Annotated in this window: 13 protein-coding genes; 5 read left to right on the top strand and 8 right to left on the bottom strand. The window is 32.3% G+C overall.

All coding sequences use genetic code 11. The annotated features are described in order from the left end of the window. Positions 1–167: 167 nt before the first annotated feature. From ACN4EE_RS13355 to ACN4EE_RS13370, 4 genes are all read right to left on the bottom strand, one after another. Positions 168–1,226 (bottom strand): mannose-1-phosphate guanylyltransferase, encoded by a 1,059-nt coding sequence (locus ACN4EE_RS13355; protein ID WP_431706949.1) that lies wholly within the window; start codon positions 1,224–1,226, stop codon positions 168–170. Between the two features lie 86 nt (positions 1,227–1,312). After that, on the bottom strand, positions 1,313–2,776 hold the full coding sequence (locus ACN4EE_RS13360; protein WP_431706950.1) for an FkbM family methyltransferase: 1,464 nt from the start codon (positions 2,774–2,776) through the stop codon (positions 1,313–1,315). Between the two features lie 170 nt (positions 2,777–2,946). Further along, the gene (locus ACN4EE_RS13365) at positions 2,947–5,298 is read right to left on the bottom strand and encodes a beta-1,6-galactofuranosyltransferase (protein ID WP_431706951.1); all 2,352 of its coding nucleotides are present in this window, start codon (positions 5,296–5,298) and stop codon (positions 2,947–2,949) included. Between the two features lie 394 nt (positions 5,299–5,692). Next, complete coding sequence (locus ACN4EE_RS13370) at positions 5,693–7,540, bottom strand: hypothetical protein (protein ID WP_431706952.1); 1,848 nt, start codon at positions 7,538–7,540, stop codon at positions 5,693–5,695. 480 nt (positions 7,541–8,020) lie between these two features. Between ACN4EE_RS13370 and ACN4EE_RS13375 the strand changes: the two genes are divergently transcribed. From ACN4EE_RS13375 to ACN4EE_RS13390, 4 genes are all read left to right on the top strand, one after another. Then, positions 8,021–10,225: an ATP-binding protein gene (locus ACN4EE_RS13375; RefSeq protein WP_431706954.1), complete on the top strand. Its 2,205-nt coding sequence runs from the start codon at positions 8,021–8,023 to the stop codon at positions 10,223–10,225. A gap of 132 nt (positions 10,226–10,357) precedes the next feature. Next, positions 10,358–10,678: a DUF3155 domain-containing protein gene (locus ACN4EE_RS13380; protein ID WP_431706955.1), complete on the top strand. Its 321-nt coding sequence runs from the start codon at positions 10,358–10,360 to the stop codon at positions 10,676–10,678. Positions 10,679–10,842: 164 nt separating this feature from the next. After that, a complete protein-coding gene (locus ACN4EE_RS13385) occupies positions 10,843–11,274 on the top strand; it encodes a DUF29 family protein (RefSeq protein WP_431706969.1) in 432 nt (143 codons plus the stop codon). Between the two features lie 149 nt (positions 11,275–11,423). Beyond that, positions 11,424–11,849, top strand: coding sequence for a DUF29 family protein (locus tag ACN4EE_RS13390; protein ID WP_431706970.1), 426 nt, complete (start codon positions 11,424–11,426; stop codon positions 11,847–11,849). Between the two features lie 78 nt (positions 11,850–11,927). Here ACN4EE_RS13390 and ACN4EE_RS13395 read toward each other — a convergent pair whose 3' ends face one another. From ACN4EE_RS13395 to ACN4EE_RS13410, 4 genes are all read right to left on the bottom strand, one after another. Further along, positions 11,928–13,055 carry a copper resistance protein NlpE N-terminal domain-containing protein gene (locus ACN4EE_RS13395; protein ID WP_431706956.1) on the bottom strand — a complete coding sequence of 376 codons (1,128 nt, stop codon included), beginning with the start codon at positions 13,053–13,055 and terminating at the stop codon, positions 11,928–11,930. Positions 13,056–13,231: 176 nt separating this feature from the next. Beyond that, complete coding sequence (locus tag ACN4EE_RS13400; protein WP_431706957.1) at positions 13,232–13,825, bottom strand: ParA family protein; 594 nt, start codon at positions 13,823–13,825, stop codon at positions 13,232–13,234. 226 nt (positions 13,826–14,051) lie between these two features. Continuing rightward, positions 14,052–15,368, bottom strand: a complete 1,317-nt coding sequence (locus ACN4EE_RS13405; protein ID WP_431706958.1) for an ABC transporter substrate-binding protein — start codon at positions 15,366–15,368, stop codon at positions 14,052–14,054. Between the two features lie 52 nt (positions 15,369–15,420). Next, positions 15,421–15,897 (bottom strand): phosphoribosyltransferase, encoded by a 477-nt coding sequence (locus tag ACN4EE_RS13410; RefSeq protein WP_431706959.1) that lies wholly within the window; start codon positions 15,895–15,897, stop codon positions 15,421–15,423. Between the two features lie 125 nt (positions 15,898–16,022). Here ACN4EE_RS13410 and ACN4EE_RS13415 point away from each other — a divergent pair, with 125 nt between their 5' ends. Then, positions 16,023–18,983: a UPF0182 family protein gene (locus ACN4EE_RS13415; RefSeq protein WP_431706960.1), complete on the top strand. Its 2,961-nt coding sequence runs from the start codon at positions 16,023–16,025 to the stop codon at positions 18,981–18,983. Positions 18,984–19,055 lie beyond the last annotated feature (72 nt).

Here is a 19,055-nt window from a genome sequence, read left to right on the forward strand (position 1 = left end):
GAGGGGAAGAGGGGAAGAGGGGGATAGGGGGATAGGTAGAATTAACTATTTTCTACTCGTTACTTATTACTCATTATTCATTTCTAAACAGACTTTTTTAAGCAAACTTTATTAGGATACAATCTTATCTTAAGTTCGATCGAACTGTATAAAAACTGTATAAAATGTTAAAGAAAATTTTGACTATTTTGTTTTTGTTGTAGAAGTTTTAAGGCTTTTTTGATGTCTTGGGTTTTATGTTTATTCACCACTAAAGTGGCATTACCTTGTCTGACGACTACCACATCTTCTAAGCCAATGGTCATAATTACTTCATCGTCTTGGTTGTTATAAATAATGGAGTTGTGAGTGTCTAAATTAATATGATTACCGATGACAACGTTAGAGTCTTCTTCACTTAAAAGTCTCTCTAAGGCATTCCAATCCCCCAAGTCATCCCAATCAAAATCCGCAGGAATGATATAAGCAAGAGAAGTTTTTTCCATTAAGGCGTAATCGATACTAATTTTTTCGAGACTGCCATAGGCTTGTTTTCCCTTTTCTTTTAAGGGTTGCAAGATTTGGGGGGCATATTTGTTTAATTCTTTTAATACCACTTGGGTTTTAAAGATAAACATTCCACTATTCCAACTATATTTGCCCGTTGCAATAAATTCTTCGGCGGTATCTCGATCGGGCTTTTCGGTAAAACGAGTTACTCTATAGATAGGGGAATTATTTTCTTGACTTGTCTCTCCTTGTTCAATATAACCGTAACCCGTGCTAGGATAGTCTGGTTTGATGCCTAAAGTGACAATGGCTTCATTTTCTTGGGCAAAATTCACCCCAGTTTGAATAATTTTTTCAAATTCTGTTTGATTACCAATATAATGATCCGCAGGAAAGAAGCCGATAACAGCCTCTTCTCCATATTGATTGTTAACATAAATACTTGCCCATGTCACTGCGGGGGCGGTATCTTTGCCTTCGGGTTCAACTAAGATATTATTAACGGGTAATTCGGGTAATTGTTGCTTCACTCCTTCTGCTAATAATTCCGAGGTGATAACAATAATATTTTCCCAGCCTCCTGCTAAAGAGAGTAAACGAAGGGCAGTATTTTGTAATAAACTTTTTCCCGTTCGATCGAGACAAAGAAATTGTTTAGGATATTGTAAACGACTAAGAGGCCAAAATCTTTCGCCTTTGCCTCCTGCTAAAATCACGGGAATAAATTTGCTACTCATTTTATTTAATAACCATGCCATGAACAAATAAAATGTTACTAAACTTTATCAAAAATTTATAGGAAAAATAGACTTTTTCGTCCTTTTTAACAAAAGTAAGTTTCTGGAAGAATTGATGTAGTCCAGCGACTGGCTTCTTGGAATACGCTGTAGTCTTGGAAGAAAAAGATATTTCCCCAACTATTTTTGACACAATGGCAATGATTACTGTAAAATGAGATCGAACCAGTAGCATCACCCCAAACTCGGTACATGACAATATACCAATAATAATTACGGCGACGCATCTCTAAGACTAAGTCTTCTAACTTATTATGAGTTTGAGAAGTACCAAAAGGAATATTTTCATCCCAAAATTCAGTAATTACTACAGGATATTTATACAATCCCATACCTTGAATAACTTGTAAATCAAAGCCTTCCGTATCAATTTTAACTAAACCAATATCAGAGGGAATTTCTTTATTATCGTGAAAACTAGCTAAAGTTTTTACCGTTACAGTAGTGGTGTCAGTAAAGGGTAAATCATCGGGCATGGAATGTTTAATTAAACTGTTATATAAACTAGAGTCTTGATAAACTTTCTCAGAGGTTTTATCTGTAGCTATATATAATTCTCTGGTTTCATTAGTTGCCCCTAATGCGATTTGATAGCTATGAAAATAAAGATTATCTTTTAATCTTGAGGTTAATTTTTCGTAGGTAGGTAAAAATGGTTCAAAACTATAAACTTCATACCCTGCTTTTAATAAACTTTCTGATACATCTCCAATATTTGCTCCAATATCAATGGCGTAACGATTTGGTAAAAAAGAATATAAATAAGTCATTAAACCAATTTCTGGATCGATTAATGAAGATTGATTAATAATTATTTTTTTCGAGTTAAAACTATGTAAAATATTTTCTATTTCTTGCTGTTTTGTCAAACATTTTTCCGATATATCTTGAGCGTTAATTATTTGTTGTTTTACGATCGAGATTTGTTCAGATAATTCTTGGTTTACTTGGTTTACTTGGTTTATTTGTGTCTCTAAAATATCTATTTTATTATTTTGAGTTTGAGAATTATCTAGTAAAGTATTTAATTTTTGACTATTTTCTTGAATAAATTGGGTTAAATTGTCATAATATTTTTGACTATTTTCTTGAATAAATTGGGTTAAATTGTCATAATGTTTTTGACTACTTTCTTGAATAAATTGAGTTAAGTTATCATAATATTTTTGACTACTTTCTTGAATAAATTGAGTTAAATTGTCATAATATTTTTGACTATTTTTTTGAATAAATTCGACTAGATTATTATAGGAAATTTGATACTGTTCATAGATATTTTTTAACGTCTTAAGGATTTGTATAGAGGCTTCTAATAAAAAACTATCATTGTTTAAAATATTATTAGTTTTACTATCTATATTATTCGATCGAGCTAAAACTTCATCTAATTTTTCTAGAGTTAATTCCTTAATAATTTTAACTCGTCTAATTAACGGTAAACTAGCAAAAAAACTAACAATACCTTTTTTATCGTTTGATTCTGATGTCATAAATTTTTAGTAATAAATATATAGAATGGAGAATGCAGAATTAAGAATGTTAATTAATAACACGCCGTGTAATAAATGACACCTCTAATAGAGTAACGTTTAATAAATTAAACTCTAAATTTTTCAAGGAGTTCATTATTCATTATTCACTATCCACTATTCACTATTCCCTATTGGTTTTTTGTCATAAATAATTCCTCAAACTTATAATCGGAAGGCTCACCTTTGGCTAAGGATTCCCAAATCCAATTATTAATATCAAGGGCAGAAAATTTTTGTGCTACTTGAGAAGCTCGATCGCGCATTTGTTTTTGTACATCAGGTTGAGTAACATATTCTACCGCTTGACGGAAACTCTCACCATCATAATCACAAATAGTACCAATGCCAAATTTTTTGACAAATTGAGCAGCCGAAGTTGTCTGACTTCCTAATAAAATAACTGGAGTATGAGAAGAAGCCATAGCAAAAATAATTCTACCCGGAAGACTTAAACGGGATAATTCAGGATGATCATCTCTTTCATCTACTGTACCAGTAGGTACAACAATATAAGGATAATTTTTAAGTTTTCTTGCTAATTCAGGTTCAGGAACAATACCATAGGGAGTAATGTTCGTTTTTTGACTGATTTCTTCGGCAGAATCTGTCAACCAAATATAGTTCGAGTTACCATACCAATCTAGTTTTAAGTTAGCTTTAATAAGGGTATCCGCTAACATTTGAAACCATTTTTGACTCCAAACACTGCCAATTAATGCTCCTGTTTTATTGTTAAGGTGATTTTCTTGAGGGAAAGTGGTATTTGTGGTAATTAAATTATCTGGGACTACCGCAGGTAACAAATAAAATTTTAAGCCGTATTTTTCTTCGTAAGCGTCTCTAAGTTCGGGATGAGTAGCTAAACGAAAAGAACATTTACTTAAAAACTCAGCCATGATGTCATCAGGAATCTTATTTACTACTACATTTTGATCATCCATGATATAAACCCCTAATGGAACATTACACAATTCTTTGATGGCGATCGACAAGAGTAAATCATCGGGATAATAGGGTACACAAAATAATTGTTTAACTTCCACACCTTCTAATAGATTTGTCATGGCTTGAAATGCCCCAAAACGGGAAATATTTTGACATGGTAAACAATAACTAGCACAACCAAAATTATGAAGTCCGCCGTAGTCGTTGCGTGAGCGAATAGAAAAGATATTAGGGGTATCCGCCATAATTCTTTTGACTAAAAATCCTGTTCCATGTCTATTATTAATTTCATTGGCTGTAACAACTACTGTAGCGGAACTTAAATACTGTCCTAATTTTTCAAAACGAGAATCTACAGGAAATTTTTGTGCTAAAGAGTCCCAAATCCAATTTTCCATACCTTCGGAAGATAGAAATTGAGATAGGTTGGAGGCTTGATGACGAATAATGTCTTGATTTTGAGCATCAGTTAACCATGCTATTTTTTCCCGAAATTCGAGGCAGTCATAATTGGATACTATTCCTAATTGAAAATCTGTGACAAAATTAGCGGCTGCAGTTTGTCGATTTCCCATAACTAATAGGGGAATGTGAGCTGTTGCTACCAGAAAAGGAATTCTTGAAGGCAGACTTAACTTGGCAATTTCCATGCGCTCATCACTACTGATTTCTTGGGCGGTGGGAATGACGGCAAAGGATGCTTCTCTTAATTTTGCCACTAAATCCGCTTCACTTTCCACATAACCCCTAAAGATAATACCATCTTGAGCTAATTCTGTTTCTTCAAATTTGATCCATCCTCGATGGGGATTACCATACCAGTCTATTTTAACACCTGATCCTCTCACGGTTTCTCTGAGTCGATCGAGCCATGCTTGACTCCAAATATTCCCAATTAATACGCCATGTTGTTCTTGTACTTGGGGGGGAACAATTATTGTATCCTTGAGAATAAATTGAGAGGGGGCGACGGGAGGAACAAACCAAATTTTTTTGCTATATTTTTGTTCGTAGGCTTGACATAAATTTCGGGAAATACCAAAACATAAATCAGATTTATCCAATAATTCTTTTATATATTCATCTGGAACTTCATTGATGTAGATATTTTGGTCATCCATCAGATAACTACATAATGGTACATCAAACATATTTTTAACAGCAATGGCGGTTAAGATGTCATCGAGAAAATAGGGAATACATAAGATTCTTTTCGGTTTCAGATTTCCTAAAGTCGATCGAACTTGCTCTTCAATGGCGCTAATATCGTAATTGTCATGGTGAATCAAAAAATTAAAGTTGCCAAAATCATCTATGCCATCATAAAGATTACGAGAACGAATAGAGACGATATTTTGATCATCTTTGAAAATTCTTTTGAGTAAAACCCCTACTCCATGTCGATCGTTTACTTCTGAGTGAGAAATAATAAAATCATAATTGCCATTTTGATAGACTTTTCTTAAATTTTCTATGGCTAACTTTAATTCTTGTCTTAATTCTTGCTGTTGATGTTCGATCGATTTGATAACCATTATTGCTTTATGGAAAAAGATTTAGATAATGTTTTCTTTTACAAAAATATCATGTTTATCTCAAAATTCACCGTAAACATCCTTCAATTTTCACAAAATCCATATCTGGAAACGATGTTTTAGCAATAGATTTTGGTTGAGAACCATTATTCCTGTTGTTGAAGTTTGATCGACTGTAATAACATGAGAGTTACAAAGGTTATATCTAATTTTCTTGACTAAGAACGCAATTTGCTAGTTACTAGCTTAAACTGTAATTATTTATACTAAATATCTAAAATTAGTGTGATTTTTCATTAAAATAAACCTTTTTGATGCCTAATTTGAACAGTTTTTTATAACTAGCAACTTAGGTTAAGAATATCATGTTTGTTAAAACATGGAGTCTTTCTAATCACAACTTTTCAAATATATATACTTTACCATTTTCAACTTTTTTATGAGATAACGTGTGTAAAATTTTTTCAATTAAAGGGGCATTCGCATTAAAATCATAAGCAAATACTAATTTTTCATTTTCGATCATTTTTTTTATTTCTTCTGGATTATAAGAATCACGGGGATAATTTGGTAATAAAACAATTAAATCTCCCGTTTCAGCTTTTTCAGCAAAAAAACAAAATTCATCTTTTGCCCAATCCCAAGAAATACATTTATTATCTTTATGTTTATCAGTAGCAGGAGATTTTAGAATTACACTTATATTTTTAAAATTGTTTAAATTATTTGTATAATTATCATTTTTATTAACATTAAAAATATGAAACTTTTTGTAACTTAAAAATTCTTTAAAAGTATAAATTAAGTAATTGTGAATAAAAGAATTATTTAATGGAAAAAAAAGTATTAAGGCATCACGATTATTTTTTTCACTATATTCCACTAATCCATTTACTAAATTGACATGACCATTTATAACGGCTTTTCTCGATAAAATTTTATAGGATGATTGCGAAATATATTGAGATATTGTAAGTATTAATATGATCGAACTTAAAAATACAATACTATAAAAATAAATTTTTCTCAGCACTTTGCGATTAATTTGCTGGGAAAATTGAATAGAATTATAGATAAAATGAGCAATATAAATTATTGCTATCACCAGTGCTGGAGCAAAATAATAATTATTATAATCATCAAACATTTTGAGTTTTGCATAAACACCTAAATATGCCATTCCGCCTAAAGCTAGGGGGTCTAAAAACACATCTATATCACTTTTTAGAAAGATTATTTGCAATAATCTCAAAACTAAAATAATTGAAAATATCCCTATGATAAAATTATCTTGTATAAAAAGTAAAAAAATACTAAATATTGTATTTTCTTCTGTTTTTTGATTATGGCTATAGGCATCAATAATATAAGGAACTATTTGAGTTTGGTATAACAAGCAATAAGTCAAAGTAAGAACAATCATGCCAATATCAATATAATTAATATAGATTAACTCTTTCAATATCTTTTTAAGGTGTAAATATCTTTTTGACAATAAGGTAATAAATAATCTAGCACTAGCAATTGTGGCTATAAGTACAAATACAGGTTCTTTATAATATATAGCAATTTGAGCCGTTATGAGAGCAGAATAAATAAAAAATCTTTTATTTTTTGGATAATTTTTGGTATGGTAAGTATAGATTAAAATTAAAATTATTAAATAAAAAACTACATTTCTTTCTGGATAAATTAATTCAAAAAATGTCATTAAAAATGGTGGACAAATAAATATAATAAATATTGTTATGTATCTCCATATAGGAGAGAATTTATATAAAGTAAAGTAAAGTGAAAAGGAAATAATTAATAATTGAACAATTGAAAAACCTCTATAAACTAACTGCGATTTATCGATTAAACTTAAAAGATTATATTCTTGTAAACCTAAAGGCCAAAATCTACCTTGATCTCTCCAAATAGGAAATCCATAAGCTATTCCTTGCAAAGAAAATTTTGTAAATTGTTCATTATCATAATAAGCAAAATCTTCTTTATAAAAAATTAAAAAAGTATATATTAAAAAAAATATTGAAAAAAATATAGTTGGTAGCCAAAAATTTACAAATGATAAATTTTCTTGGGGATAAGAAATTAAGTTTTTGTCTATTTTAGACTCTAGTTGATTGCCCCAACAATAAGTAATAATTTCATAAAAAATGATTAAAATAATCGGAGTAAAAAACAATACCGAAAAAATTAACCTCTCTTGAATCAAATTTTGAACAATATTATTTATCATACTTATTGAATTAACATAATAGAATTGAAAAAACCGTAATTTGCTTTTTTATTTCCTCAATAGTATAGTATAACTTCCTAAAAAAGCTAAAAACTGAGCATTTTTGACTTTATTATTTGAAAATATACTTGTACTTTCGTGCTACTCAAGGACTCAAAACTTTGATTTTTCATTATTTAAACTAATTCTTAACTCTTAACTGCTATTCTTTATCAAAATACTTTTTCCGCAACGTTTAAGTCTTTCTCTGGTATTTTGTGTCACAAAGAGTATCTTCTTCATCGATCGAATTTGATACCTATTGTTTCGCAATGATGATAAAGTTTACAGAGTTGTCAAATTGTACATTCTTTAGAAAACCTTATAATTTGAGCAAAATCATCAAAAACAGGACATCATAGTAATAGGTGTCAAGGTAGAAAATATCAATTAATGTTTATCCCTAGTCTATCTCTCATCAGTAGAATCATTCCCCATCAAATGTTTGCGAAACTTGTCCATCTTTGGTTGGAATTAGTCGCCAATAACTATTGTGATGGTGTATATCTGAGTGAAGATAATCTCATCAACCTAGAAAAAGAGAATAGCAGTCAAGAAAAAAAATCTTTCCATAGTTTTCATTTATTTATAGCTGAGAATATTCAAGCCTTATTGTTAGTTGAAAAAAAAATCAACGAATTATACTATCAAGTTACCATTACTTTTGATAGTCAAGAAATTTTAGATTTTTTAGAACTGATTAATTCTAAAATTGATCTGAGCAAAGATAATCTTGATACTATCTATTCAGTTTTATCTAATCCTATCAATAAAGATAATCCTGAGCAAAGTTTTATTTTTGCCATAATGAAAATATTAACAGAACCTCTTGCATTTCAGGATAATTATTTAAACGATTATTCTCAACATCAAACTATTGAAGTTATTTTAAGAAATCGTATTGAACAAGAAAGAATTTTACATCAAGTAACCCAACAAATTCAACAAGATTTAGATTTGTTAGTCATTGTAAAAATGACGATCGAACAGGTACAATCATTATTGCAGATCGATCGACTTTTAATCTATCAATTAAGAGTACCAATTAAACAAGAATCCTCAGAAAATATTGAATATATAGATACCGTTACCTATGAAGCAAAAGCCTCTAGTGTGATACCTTCCTTGTTAAATTTTCAAGAAGAAAGTTGTTTTAATAATATTAGAGATTCAGAGAAAAAATATCTCGAAGGATTTTATTTAGCCATAGAAGACATTAATCATAGTAATCTCGACTCCTGTTTAAAAGAATTAATGCAGAAATTAGGAGTAAAAGCTAAAATTGCTATCCCGATTATTGTGAAGAATAAATTATGGGGATTATTAATCGCTCATCAGTGTTTTACTGTGAGAAAATGGAAAAGTAATGAGATAACTTTTTTAAAAAATATTACCGAATATTTAGCCGTTGCTATCTATCAATATAACTCCTATCATAAACTAGAAAAACAAAAACAATTATTAGAACAACAAGTAGCAAAAAAAGCAAAAGAATTGCAAGATGCCTTGATTGTAGCTCAAGTTGCTAATCAATCTAAAACAGAATTTTTAGGAAGTATTAGTCATGAACTACGAACCCCTTTAACTTGTATAATTGGGTTGTCTGGAACTTTGTTACATTGGTCAAAGGATCTAAAAAATAACCTTTCTTTAGAGCAACAGATAAGATACCTAAAAATTATCCAAGATAGTGGGAGAAAGTTATTAGAATTAATCAATAATATCTTAGATTTTGCTGATATAGAGGCAGGAAAATCTCTTTTATATATGGAGGAAATCTCTTTAGAAAATTTAAGTAAAATGATATATTTATCAGCTTTAGAAATTGGTAAAAATCAAGGAATTAAAGTTAATTTAGAGTATAACATAAGCAAAGATTTAGATTTATTTTATTGTGACGGTGAAAGATTATATCAAATATTATTAAATTTAGTCGATAATGCCATTAAATTTACGCCTTATGGAGGTGAAGTTATTATTAGAATGACAAGAAATCAAAGCCAAGCTATTTTTCAAGTGGAAGATACAGGTATTGGTATTAATAAAGAACAAATACCGCTATTATTTACTAAATTTCAACAATTAGAAAACTATCGTACTCGTACTCATTCAGGCACTGGTTTAGGGTTAGCTTTAACTAAACATTTAGTGGAGTTACATGGCGGTTTTATTGATGTACAATCAACTATTGATAAAGGTTCAACTTTTACTGTTTCTTTGCCTAATTCACCTCCTATTTATCAGATAAAATCGAAGATTTCTGACAAGGAAATGACTGATTTAAAAGTTAATAAAACAATCGTAGTTATCTGTGAAGATGACGAAATAGGTACTTTTTTATGTCAACTGTTAACGGCGGCTGATTATCAAGTTATTTGGTTAGTTGATATTTATGAGGCTATCCATCGTATTCGATTAATTAACCCTTCGATCGTAATTTTAGAGCAAAATAAAGAAGCCTCTTTAGAAGTTTGTCAAAATCTCAAATCTGAAAATAAAGATAAATTATATTTGATGGTAATTAGAGAAAAAATCAGTGGTAGTGAATGGGAGAATCTATCTAATTTAGGGGTTGATGAGTATTTATTAAAACCATTACAACCGAGAATTTTGCTACGAAAAATAGCAAAAATAATTAACACCTGATACCTCCGTTACTTTTTATTCATTGGGATTGAAATTAAGTTAGTTTAGGGTATTGACTTTTAAGAAAAAACGTTATATAATTTGGCAAAATGTAGTAAATATAACATTTAACTTATGAAGGAGGAAGTAAGGTTGGCTCGGAAAAGGAAGCGTAAAAGTCGTCGCCGCCTTGAGGGGAGAAAAATTTTAGAACTTGTGCCTCACTACTATATTGAAAGTGGAGAAGATAAACCCGTTACCGCCGCTCGAAAACATATTCGAGCTAATGGTATTACTCCTCCCGCTTTGCTAGTAGTTAAAAGAAATGAACATACTACCGATCGATATTTTTGGGCTGAAAAAGGATTATTTGGCGCTCAATATGTAGAGGAAAATCATTTTCTTTTCCCTAGTTTAAGGGTGATTAAACCTCAAGTTAAGGTGACTACGCCTTCTTTATCGGCAACTCATTAAGTTTTCTCACAGACAATTATCAATTAACAAACATTTCGATCGTACTTAATGAAACTAAAGAAGATAGTTTTTGAAGGAATCATATTTTTTGGCAATAATTTCCTCCTATTTTATTCAACAGGTTAAAATCAGACTAGGATAATGATTCGATGGGAGAAAAAGTAATGGAAGAATTACTGGAGTTGAAAACGTTGTTGACTCAAGGAAATATCTCTTCTGCGTTGGTGTTGGTGGAGGAAATGACGGAGATGAGTAAGGATGATAAGCTAAATAGAATTTATAGCTATGGAATTATTCTTCTACTACATTTAATTAAGCAACAGGCAGAAAAACGGACAACTCGATCATGGGAGCTTTCAATTCGTAATGCAGTTCGTCAGATTAATCGCACCAATAAACGACGCAAAGCCAATGGTTATTATTTGACTAACTTGGAATTAAAAGAAACCCTTGAGGATGCTTATGAGTCTGCATTAGATGGGGCTTCTTTAGAGGCATTTGAAGGGCGTTATTCTCCTGAAGAATTAGCACAAATGATTGATTTCGATCGATTGATTACCGATGCTTTAGATTTAGTTACAAAAGAATTAAAATAAGGATTTTGACTCAGAAATCAAGGGATGAAGATTCAGTGGCACAGGCATCCGCACCTGTATTAGCTGGATAAAGGTTCGATCGAAACTTGTTTTGGATATTTTTAAGGTTAAAATGAGACAAGGATAATGATTCAATGGGAGAAAACGCAATGGAAGAATTACTGGAGTTGAAAACGTTGTTAACCCAAGGAAATGTCTCAGATGCTTTGGTGTTGGTGGAGGAAATGACGGAGATGAGTAAGGATGATAAAATTAACAAAATTAGTAGCTACGCCAAAATATTACTCCTTCACTTAATTAAGCGACAAGTAGAAAAACGTACTACTCGCTCTTGGGATTTATCCATTGAAAATTCTGTTGATGAGATTCAAAAAACTAATCGCCGTCGTAAGGCAGGGGGTACTTATCTTTCATCGGAAGAGTTAAGGGAAGCCTTGATGGATAGTTATAGAATCGCTCTAGCAAAAGCCTCCGCCGAAGCCTTTGAGGGGCGTTATTCTAGTAAAGAATTAGCACAAATGATTGATTTCGATCGACTTATCACCGATGCATTAGATTTAATTAAGACGTACTGAAAAAATCTGAGTAGGGTGGGCATTGCCCACCAAACGTCCAAGAAATTATTGTCAATTCTTAAGTGCTAATTATAAATCCTATTTTTCATTAACAGCAGAAAATTTTAATAAGGGAGACATTTTTGCCCGATTAAGACTCAAAACATTATCCTTCATGGCATAATTATCAACCTGCTGTAAAGTTTGCATAAAAGTAGTTTCCATCTCCATATTTTCACAAGCCATCATAGTGGAAGCCATAGGAGAAAAACTAATCATATTTCCCTCTTTCATCTCGAAACTTCCCATAAAATTATTGCATCCTGCAAAACCATTGACTCGTTTATTTTCAGTGTCAAACATGATAAATACTGCTTCTCTTTGATTTTCAGCTTTCGTTGCAGGGTTGCCCATAATTTCCGTTAATTCCCAACGAGTATCTATAAAACTAACTTCCTTCGTATCAGAATTTTCGCTGGTGTCAGGAGTAGCAGATTCTTCTTTGGTTTCAGTTTCGGTAGTGGCTTCTTCCGTCATTTCCGTTTCAGCTTCGGCGGCGGCTTCTTCCGTCATTTCCGTTTTAACTTCGGCAGTAGCTTCTTCTGTCATCTCCGTTTTAACTTCGGCAGTAGCTTCTTCCGTCATCTCCGTTTTAACTTCGGCGGTAGCTTCTTCTTCAGCCTCTGCAATAACTTCTTCTGTGATTTCTGTTTCAGCCTCGGCAGTGGTTTCAGCTTTATTTTCTATGGCTTCTGATTTTTCACCGCTTGTTGTCTCTTTGGTTAAAATATATTTTTCTGCTAATTCACCAGTGATTCTATTTCCTTCCATATCTAGTTGAAATAAGCGATTTTCTCCTACCAAAAACTGATTTGGTGCGTCTTTAATGCCTTCTAAAGCAATAATGTTTCCCGCTTCATTCCATTTAAAATTACCTTGGATTTCTAATACCTCGTCACTTTTTCCTATATATTGTGTGGACATTACAAAAGAAAGGTCTTGATTAAGGGTTATACTTGTTTTTATTCCTTCACAACTAGCACAGGGCATAACACCTTTATAAGTACCATTCCAATCTAAGGAGTTAGCACTAGTATCTCCAACGGGTTTTGTTATTGTCGTTTCTTTCGCTTCGGCAACTGTTTCTGCATGGGAAGGCTGAATATAATTAGTTAAAGATAATGTAGTTAATAAAGTTAAGGAAATAATTAAGGATTGATTTTTCATGATATTCAGATTATACATTGGAATATATTTTGATTATATATAAATGACGTTTTTGGGGTTCAAAAAAGTTCCCATCATTAATTAACATTTCTTGACATTTGATTTTTGTCGTCTTAAACGGCAAGTCTTGCAAGATATTAATAAAGTTAGGGAATCAATAGAAGTTTTTGAAACAATCAACCTTTTAAAATTTCCTTACCTACTGCTTCATATTGTTTCCATGCTTGCTTGGCACGAGAATCACTATAATCTTTTACCGTTTTACCATTTTGAGAGGCTTTTTCAAAGGCAATTAACAGGGGGATTTCGGTTTTAAATACGGGTAAATTTTCCTTTTCTAAAAATAGTTTTGCTGTTTTACTATTAGTAGTTCTGGAGTCAACTTTTGTTAACAAAATTTTATAGTTATTAAAATTATTTTCCTTAAGAGTTTCTACCGCTCTAATAGTAGCATTCAAATCTAAATGATTTGGAGTGGTGGGAATAATTATTAAATCACAGCCATTGGCTAATTCTTTCAATTCCTCGTTTTCAGGACCTGCTTTCATATCGGTTATGATATGTTCATGTTTGGCTATAAATGCTGTTGATCCTGCTTGAGAGCTTACCATAAAAGGAAGATGATCTTCTCTTGCCCATAATAAGGCTGATCGATTTCGATCGGCATCAATCAACAATGTCGGTTTGTCTGTATGTAAATAAGTTGCTAAGTGTATGGCTGTAGTGGTTTTTCCTACGCCACCTTTTAAAGAAACAATTCCAATAAGCATAATTAATGAGTAATGAGTAATGAGTAATGAGTAATGAGTAATGAGTAATGAATAGAGTCGCTTTAGCAGACGGTAGCTATTAGACGTCAGATTGCTTCGTGCCTCGCAACGCTGCGCGATTTATTACACGGTGGGTTATTGATTAACAACTAAAACTATTCTTAATTCTTAATTCTTAATTCTTAATTCTTAATTCTTAATTCTTAATTCTTAATATTCTTAATTCTTAATTCGTAACAAGGGGCATCACTTTATCGATGACTTCTAAACTACCGTCAGGATTAACACGCCACACATCATAAACACCTACCACATCACCGTTTTCGTCAATGTCCACATTGCCACTAGCACCCTGATAATTGATCATTTCACCATTACGCAATAGTTCGATCGCCTCACAAGGAGCACTGACTTCTGTGCCTTCTCCTCCAGCAACTTCTCTAAGTTTACTTTTAATGCCTTCTCCTGTATTGCTTCCCGATGCCTCGGCGGCTAACATTAATAAAATAGTTGCGTCCCATGTATGGGGTACAAAAGCAGTAACGGGTTGATTTCCTGTGCTTTCTCTCCATAAGGCGGTAAATTCTTCTAATCCTTTACCTTCCGCCCCGGGTACTGTACCTAATGCCCCAGCAATAATGGAAGTACCATCGGCGGTTTTGCCTACTTGTTTGGTAAAGTCTTCGGAGTAAACTCCATCAGTTAATAATACCGTAGTATTGTTCATTAATCCTTGTTTAAAGGCGGCTTGTAATAATAAACTACCTGTTTCGGCGTACAATACTGCTAAGACGGCATCGGGTTGATTAGCAAAGGCAAGTCCTGCTTCACTGTCTAGGGTTGTGGCTTTAGGATCGTGACGTACTGGTTTATCTTTATTAATTATATTACCTCCTGCACTGGTAAAAGCGTTAACGAATTGTTGTTCAAAGGCAACTCCATAATCGTTGTTAATCACCACTGTAGAAACGTTTTTAAAGCCTTCTTTTTCTGCTAAGGCGGCTAAGGCTTGAGCTTGATAGGTGTCGGGAGGAGCGGTACGCGCCCAAAATCCATTAAATTCTCCATTCTTAGCTCGATCGGTAAATATAGGGCTAGTACTACCGGGTGAGATCATGACAACTTTATTTCTCACGGCGACATCTAAAGCGGCGGTGGAAACACTACTAGCAAATGAACCCACTACTCCTGCAACTTTGTCCACTTCTGTAAGTTTCGTGATGGCTGCCGTACCCGCAACGGGATCAGTTTGATCATCTTCTTTAATGAGGGTGACGGGTTTACCGTTAACTCCTCCACAGGCGTTGATGGTATCCACTGCTAATTGAGCAGAAATGGGCATATTTTGCCCGATCGAGGACAAATCCCCAGTTATAGGGAATAATGCTCCTAATTTTAAGCCGTCACTCACGGAGGGTACGTTATTCTCTGTGTTTTCATTACTTTCAGTTTCTTCTGTTGTACCAAAGAGGGTACATCCTGCGGTTAACCAATTGAGACTAAGGAATAAACTCAAAAATAGTTTTATGGAACGATTTTTCATGGTATTTTCTTATAGGATTTAAGTTTAAGTTAAAATCATACACTATTGACTATTAATTATTCACTATTTCAAAGGGTTGTTGAATCCAATAATCGGAAGGGGTGATGCTATGATAATAGTCTGCTTTTAATTGACTATGAAATTTTTGCCATATAACTGCTGTATCAACTTCTACTTTCCAAGTTGTTTCGATCGATTCTTTGGTTTTGCTCATGGTGACACCCGTATCTAATAAGTCATCCACTAATAAAACTTTATGGCTTGGGGGAGTAATATAGGATAGATTTCCTAGTAATAGTTTTTCTTGTTGATTATCTTGGGTATAGCTTTGAGTCACAATCACGGATAAAGGTAAATTTAATCTTCGAGAAAGGTAATCTCCTAGATAAAATCCACCTCTTGCAATGGCTATTATTTGAGCATAGGATTGTTTTCGATCGATAATGGTTTTAGCAACTACTTCACAAGATTCTCTAAATTCTTGCCAAGAAAACAAAATTTTCTTTTGAACTTCATCTATTTCTGTCATTTTTCTCTCTTTTTAGGTCATAATTTTAATCTCAAAGTGAGATATTTCTTAGTATAATAAAATAAAAAGTTTTCACCCCAACCTGTTAAAAATATTCATAGTCGATGTTAGTATAGGAGATGCTAATGACTGTAACGGAAAAAGTTCGATCGAACCCAAAAACTAATTATCTAAAACCTATTTTACTTCTGGTATCATCCTTAATTTTCGTCTCAATAATTATGGTGATAATCAGTAAAATTTGGGTTAATATTTTATGGTTTGAGGAGGTGAATTATTTAAAAACTTTTTGGAGTTTTTCCTTAACTAAATTATTTTTATGGTTTAGTACATTTACTATTTCTTTCTCTTTTTTGTGGATTAATTTATCCATTGCTGAAAAACAAAAACATGAGCAAAAATATTTTTTAAGTAAAGATGACATAATAAGTAAAGAAGAATATCCGCAATCCCCAGTATTAAAATTAAAATATTTATTCCCTATTATCTTTAGTTTTTGTTTATTAATTACCATTAGCATTATCTATTATACGGGCATTATTAACAAGGTTTATTATGTATCTTTAGAGTTACCGAATTTAAAACCAACTATCCCTCAAACTTTTTTAATCAGCAATATTCAAGAGATTTTTAATAATGTCATTAATCAAGGATTTGCTATATTTTTATTGACTATTTTTATCACTCTAGTAATTTTAAAAACAAAGTTATGGTTAAGAGTAGTTGCTATTTATTATAGTATTTTATTCGCTTTTATTTTAGCAGGTTATTGGGGACAATTTTTACAATATCTTAATAGTATTGCCTTCAATATTAAAGATCCCATTTTTAAGCAAGATTTGAGTTTTTATATATTTAAAATCCCTTTTTTACAAATAATCGCCTCATTATTGCAAGGTTTATTGATCTATTCGATCGTATCTGTTACCCTAACTTATTTATTAGCTAATAAAAGTTTATCAGACGGAAAATTTAAAGGTTTTTCGAGAAATCAATTAAAACATTTATACGGTTTAACAGGATTATTAATGATCATTTTAGCGGTGATTCATTGGTTAAATCGTTATCTACTTTTATTCTCCTCCGAAGGAGTAGTTTATGGAGCAGGTTATACCGATATACATATAAGTTTACCAAGAGAAACTTTTGCTAGTATTTATGCCTTATTAATGGCTATATGGTTATTCTATAAATCTTTTACTGGGTTAAGTAGTAAAATAAGAGTAAATTTATCCTCAAAAAATAAAGGTTTTATTTCTTTTTCTACCTTACCTTTTTTTATCTATGCCGTTGTATATTCTTTAGGACTTTTATTAGGGGTTTTAGTACAAAATATGATCGTACAACCTAATGAATTAGCTTTAGAAAAACCCTATATTATCCATAATATTGAGCAAACAAGATCAGCTTTTAATTTAGATAAAATTGAAGTAAAAACTTTCGATCCTGAAGGCAATTTAACATTAGAAGATATTGAAAAAAATTACCTTACTATTAATAATATCCGTCTTTGGGATACTCGTCCCATTTTACAGGCAAATCGTCAATTACAACAAATTCGACCTTATTATGTGTTTTATGATGGTGACATCGATCGATATAACATCAAAAGTGAAAGAGACTCTAATCATCAACCTATTAATAAACAAGTAATTATTGCGGGGAGGGAATTAGATGCGCAAATGTTACCCTCCCAAGCGCAAACTTGGGTAAACCAACACTTAGTTTACACTCATGGTTACGGTTTTACCATGTCTCCCGTTAACCGAGTGGCAGATGGTGGCTTACCCTACTATTTTATTAAAGATATTGGCACGGCACAAGACCCCGGAGAGTTAAACACTTCTTCTCAATTCGTCAGAGATAGCATCCCTATTTATCGCCCGCGCATTTATTTTGGTCAGGTTACAAACAACTATATTATGACTAATACAAAAGTACCTGAATTTGACTTTCCTAGCGGTGAAGAAAATGTTTATCACACCTACGATGGAGAGGGAGGAATCTATCTTAATTCTTTGACTCGTAAGTTTTTATTCTCTGTTTATTTACGAGATTGGCGGATGTTGTTAACCAATAATTTTACTCCTGAAACGAGGGTTTTGTTTCGCCGTAACTTGCGAGACAGATTGAAAGCGATCGCACCATTTTTATATTACGATCGAGATGCCTATTTAGTAGCGGCGAAGGGCAATAATGAAGACTCTAATCATTTATATTGGTTAATTGATGGTTATACCATTTCGGATTATTACCCCTATTCAGACGCAGGAGAAAACAAATTTAATTATATCCGTAACTCTATTAAGGTATTAATCAATGCCGAAGATGGTGATGTTAACTTTTATATTAGCGATGAAGAAGACCCAATTATCAAGGTATGGACAAAAATTTTTCCCGAATTATTCCAACCTTTAAGCGCCATGCCACCAGATATTAAACAACATATTCGTTATCCCATCGACTTTTTTAACACCCAATCCGAGAGACTGCTTACTTATCACGTTACCGATCCTCAAGTATTATACAACAGGGAAGATCAATGGCAAGTTCCCGAAGAAATTTACGGTAGTGAAATGCTTTCCATGCAACCCTACTATTTAATTATGAAATTGCCCATTGCTACCCAAGAGGAGTTTATTTTATTACATCCTTATACCCCTATTTCTCGCCCGAATTTAATTGCATGGTTAGCGGCTCGATCGGACAACGAAAACTATGGTAAATTGTTATTATATCAGTTTCCTAAGCAAAGATTGGTCTTTGGACCCGATCAAATAGAAGCCTTAATAAACCAAGACCCTATTATATCAGGTCAAATATCATTATGGGATAGACAAGGCTCAAAGGCGATACAAGGACATTTATTAATTATCCCCATCGAAGAATCCTTGTTATATGTAGAACCAGTATATCTCGAAGCCGATAAAAATAGTGTACCCACTTTAGCACGGGTAATAGTAGTTTACGAGAATAAAATTGTCATGGCGCAGACTTTAAGACAAGCCTTAGATAATATTTTTAGAGGCACAAAAATCGATGAGTCGCCTATTATTCGGTTTTTAGAAAATTCTACCATTAACTAGTACAGGTGGGTGAAAATAATTCACCACTTAAGCATCAGTTTTCATTTCCTTAAATTATTAATTTTGTTTTGG

Source organism: Geminocystis sp. CENA526 (genome assembly GCF_050753365.1).
Lineage (GTDB): Bacteria > Cyanobacteriota > Cyanobacteriia > Cyanobacteriales > Cyanobacteriaceae > Geminocystis.